This window comes from Micromonospora sp. URMC 107 (assembly GCF_051386315.1).
GTDB lineage: Bacteria > Actinomycetota > Actinomycetes > Mycobacteriales > Micromonosporaceae > Micromonospora.
Map to the genome: position 1 here is coordinate 1 of NZ_JBPQTK010000344.1, position 246 is coordinate 246.

General features: G+C 64.6%; 1 protein-coding gene. It reads left to right on the forward strand.

The features are described 5' to 3' along the window. On the forward strand, positions 1 to 246 hold a 246-nt coding region (locus ACSNN9_RS28785), incomplete at its 3' end, for a condensation domain-containing protein (RefSeq protein WP_436676433.1).

The following is a 246-nucleotide window of genomic DNA, read 5'->3' on the forward strand; positions in this document are numbered from 1 at the left end:
TTGGCGGGTCGTGAGGGTGCGACGTTGTTCATGGTGTTGGTGGCGGGGTTCACGGCGGCGTTGCATCGGGTGACGGGTCAGGACGACATCGCCATCGGCACCCAGATCGCCAACCGCAACCATGCGGAGATCGAGGACCTCATCGGTTTCTTCGTGAACACGTTGGTGTTGCGGACGGACGTGTCGGGTGATCCGACGTTCCGGGAGTTGCTGGCGCGGGTGCGGGAGACGACGCTGGGCGCGTAC